We start from the raw sequence: 3,875 nt of genomic DNA on the forward strand, positions 1-3,875 counted from the left end.
CCTTCTCCACCGCCGTGGGGGTGATCCACTGGGTTCATGACGCTGCCTCTAACTTTAGGCCGGCGACCTTTCCAGCGATTGCGACCTGCTTTGCCGGTACTCAAGTTTCTGGCATCTAGGTTGCCCACCTGGCCGATGGTAGCGTAGCATTCCTTCAGTACCATGCGGACTTCGCCGGATGGCAGCTTGAGGGTGACGTAGTTGCCTTCTTTAGCTACCACTTGAGCGGTCGCACCAGCAGCTCGAACGATTTGTGCGCCTCGACCTGGATAGAGTTCGATGTTGTGGACGCTGGTACCTAATGGGATATTGCTCAGCGGCAGGGCGTTGCCAATTTCGATCGGCGAATCCGGCCCAGAAACGATCGTCGTCCCCACTTTCAAACCATTGGGATGCAAAATATAGCGTTTTTCGCCATCCCGATAGTACACAAGTGCAATGCGAGCATTGCGGTTGGGGTCGTATTCAATCGCAGCTACTTTAGCTGGGATATTGTGCTTGTCGCGACGAAAGTCGATGATGCGGTAAAGACGCTTGTGTCCGCCACCTCTACGTCTGCTGGTAATCACGCCGCGATTGTTGCGGCCTTTTTTACGATGTTTCGATACCGTTAGCGAGGGTTCTGGCTCGCTGCGGGTGATTTCAGCAAAGTCGGAAACTGTACACTGGCGCGTACCGGGGGTGTATGGCCGATAAGAACGGGTACCCATAACTAAAAGATGAAAGTATTTGAATTTTGTGCTTGATGGGGTGGAGCGTAATTTCAAATTGCCGATTTCAAATTGCCGATTTAATTTAAATTTGAAATTTGAAATCTAAATTTTGAAATTCCCTATACTTCTGGGAACAGAACTTGCCGGATTTTTTCCCCGTCGCCGGATGCCAAGGTGACTATGGCTTTTTTGTAGTGAGCTTTAAACCCAACAAATTTGCCAACCCGACGCTTTTTGCGTGGCGGTGTAACGGTATTCACTGCCTTTACTTTGACATTGAATAACTGTTCGATCGCTGCTTTTATTTGTGTTTTTGTTGCCTTGGGAGCTACTTCAAATGTGTATTTTTCTTGCTCCATCAGCATAGTGGCTTTTTCAGTTACCAAGGGGCGGCGTACTAAATCTGCCAGTGTCCGCAAAGTATTGTCAGGCATCGTACACCTCCTGAATTTTGGCCAAAGCTGATGATGTTGTCACTACTTTGTCTGCCCAGAGCAGATCGTATACATTCAATTGGTTGGCCGGCGTCATCTTCAGTCTGGCAATATTGCGAGCTGACAAATATACGATCGGCGCTGGTTCTGACACGATCAACAGGATTTTTGCGTCTTCTGGCACGCCCCAGCGCTGCATTGCTGCCAATAACTCCTTAGTTTTTGGTCTGGGCAGCTTTTCCACAAATTCTTCTACCACAACCAAATCTTCCGCTCTGCTCATCAAAGCCGTTCTCAAAGCCAACCGCTTTTCTTTGCGGTTCATCTTCACTTCAAAGTCTCTCGGCTTTGGCCCAAAGATGACACCACCACCGCGCCACAGGGGAGATCTGATCGAACCTGCACGAGCCCGACCTGTTCCTTTTTGCCGCCAGGGTTTGCGACCTCCACCTCTAACTTCCGATCTCGTTTTGGTGCTGGCAGTTCCTTGCCGCGCATTGGTCATTTGGCGTACTAGCGCCCGGTGGACGATGTGAGCTGCGTTTTCTTCTTTGGCTACTTTGAGTTCCAAAGACGCTTGCCCGACTTCTTGTCCTTCCCAGTTTCGCACCACACAGTTAACCATATTCTTCGTCCTCTGTCAGTTGTCAGTTGTCAGTTGTCAGTTGTCATTTTTGTCATTTGTCATAAGTATCTATTTCATGACATGACTGATGACTGATGACTTTTGACTTGACTATTTACCTACTTTTTTCGTCGGTGTGATACTGAGCAAGGCACCCCTTTTACCGGGAACCGCTCCTTTAATCAGCAACAAATTCCGCTCCGCATCTACGCGCACAATGGTGAGTTTGCGAATCGTCACTTGTTTGCCGCCCAAACGACCTGCCATCCGCTTTCCGGGATATACTCTTCCCGGTGTTGTTCCAGCACCTACGGAACCGGGCAAGCGGTGATTTTTGGAACCGTGGGACATCGGCCCCCGCCCAAAGTTATGCCGTTTCTGATAACCGGCAAAGCCTTTACCGATACTTGTACCCCTAACATCCACTATTTGGCCTGGGGTAAAAATATCGACGTTAATCGGCTCACCCAGTTGATAATCACCCGTATTCTCTATGCGATATTCGTTCAGATGACGCAACGGCGGGGAATTCGATTTGGCCAAGTGTCCCATTTCTGGCTTGTTGAGAGCCTTTTGAGTCGTTGAGCCAAAACCGACTTGGATGGCAGAGTAGCCATCTGTCTGCTGCGTCTTAATCTGAGTAATGGGGCATGGCCCCGCTTGCACGACCGTGACGGGGATCGCTTTCCCCGTTTCGTCAAAAATTTGGGTCATGCCTAGCTTAGTGCCGAGGATACCGACAGCCACAGTACCTGGTCTCTCCTTGTTTACGCACTACAATCAACTCGGACTCGGATAAATAAATCCGTCGATCCGCTTTCTTCTGTTTATGGGTGGGTTTAACCGCTATCTCGCTGTTCGCTTCTCTGTCGAGGCTCAGAAAGAGGGTTAACCCCGCTCCAAACTCATAAAATAGGCTCCTGCAAGTACAGCTGCTTGCATTCCTACCTTTACCAACCCTTACTTTGGCAAAGCGTCAGCTAATTTAAGCTGTTTGTTAAGTAGCCCAGCAGTAAGCTTGGCATTATTCCCTGGCACTGAGACTTAAGTAGCAAGCCGCTTAGTATCTCTTTTAGGCCAGAACTCAATGTGGCTTATCGGTTAGCTTGAGAGCTTTCCCCACCTTTGCTTAACACTTGTTTTCGCTCGGTAGAATTCAAACAACTCCGGACATTACTGTCTTTTGTTGATGTCACTTCCTGCTTGTTTGACTTTTATCGGTCTAAACCGGAGTCTTTTGAAGCTGAAGGCATCTAGAGTCGCTGTGACCGCAAGGACTGGATAATTTTTAAGATTGACCCTTACCTTATGGTGCAGAAATAATTTATTTCTGCTAGGAGGAGCCAGCCTATTTAACTGGCGGCATCCCATCTTTGCTTTCAGTCCTTGACAGAAAAAAAAGCAAAATTAAATTTTAGCCACAATCGAACAATATAGACGATTTTTTTGCACTTGTCTAGTCCCTGGCAGAAATTTTTTGGCAGCGTTGCCGACTTAGGCCAGCCAGGAAGGAGGTAAATTGTTCAGAAAGTTCTACCCCCACTACTAGAATGACATTATATGTAACGTTTCTTTAACTCATTTAGCGGGTAACACCCAAGTTTATGGCTTTAATCACAACTGGAAGCAAACTGATTCGAGATCTAGAAAAGTCAGGCGCACTGGGGATTTACGTTCCCCTGGAGGGAGGTTTTGAAGGTCGTTACCAACGACGGATACGAGCAGCTGGCTACACCACTTTAAATATAAGTGCGCGGGGGCTGGGTGATGTGGCTATGTACCTGACTGGAGTTCATGGGGTGCGTCCTCCCCATTTGGGTAAGAAGAGCCTTGGCACAGGCGCGGCAGTCGGTTATGTGTACTATGTGCCGCCGATCGTCAACTATCAGTTGGAACATCTGCCACCCAAGTCAAAGGGACTGGTGTTGTGGATCGTCGAAGGGCATATTCTTTCCAGTCAAGAGGTTGAGTACTTGGCGAATTTGCCGAGTATGGAGCCGCGAGTGAAGCTGATAGTGGAAATGGGTGGCGATCGCGCTTTCCGCTGGATGCCCCTTAAGAATACTTTGGCTGCGGCTTAAGTAGGAGTGGGGGAGTGGGGGA

General features: G+C 48.6%; 5 protein-coding genes. 1 reads left to right on the top strand and 4 read right to left on the bottom strand.

All coding sequences use genetic code 11. The features are described from left to right. From rplB to rplC, 4 genes are all read right to left on the bottom strand, one after another. Positions 1-710, bottom strand: a 710-nt coding sequence (rplB, locus tag H6S82_RS22680; RefSeq protein ID WP_191056749.1) for a 50S ribosomal protein L2, incomplete at its 3' end; no start/stop codon positions are given. A 122-nt stretch (positions 711-832) separates the two neighbouring features. Then, on the bottom strand, positions 833-1,147 hold the full coding sequence (locus H6S82_RS22685; protein WP_190460893.1) for a 50S ribosomal protein L23: 315 nt from the start codon (positions 1,145-1,147) through the stop codon (positions 833-835). Further along, positions 1,140-1,772, bottom strand: coding sequence for a 50S ribosomal protein L4 (rplD, locus tag H6S82_RS22690; RefSeq protein ID WP_190460895.1), 633 nt, complete (start codon positions 1,770-1,772; stop codon positions 1,140-1,142). Before rplD ends, H6S82_RS22685 begins: the two co-directional genes overlap by 8 nt. A gap of 111 nt (positions 1,773-1,883) precedes the next feature. Beyond that, on the bottom strand, positions 1,884-2,519 hold the full coding sequence (gene rplC, locus H6S82_RS22695) for a 50S ribosomal protein L3 (RefSeq protein WP_190460898.1): 636 nt from the start codon (positions 2,517-2,519) through the stop codon (positions 1,884-1,886). A gap of 857 nt (positions 2,520-3,376) precedes the next feature. Between rplC and H6S82_RS22700 the strand changes: the two genes are divergently transcribed. Further along, positions 3,377-3,853, top strand: coding sequence for an NAD(P)H-quinone oxidoreductase subunit N (locus tag H6S82_RS22700; protein WP_190460900.1), 477 nt, complete (start codon positions 3,377-3,379; stop codon positions 3,851-3,853). Positions 3,854-3,875 lie beyond the last annotated feature (22 nt).

It is taken from the genome of Planktothrix sp. FACHB-1355, from assembly GCF_014748295.1.
Classification (GTDB): domain Bacteria; phylum Cyanobacteriota; class Cyanobacteriia; order Cyanobacteriales; family Aerosakkonemataceae; genus Aerosakkonema; species Aerosakkonema funiforme_A.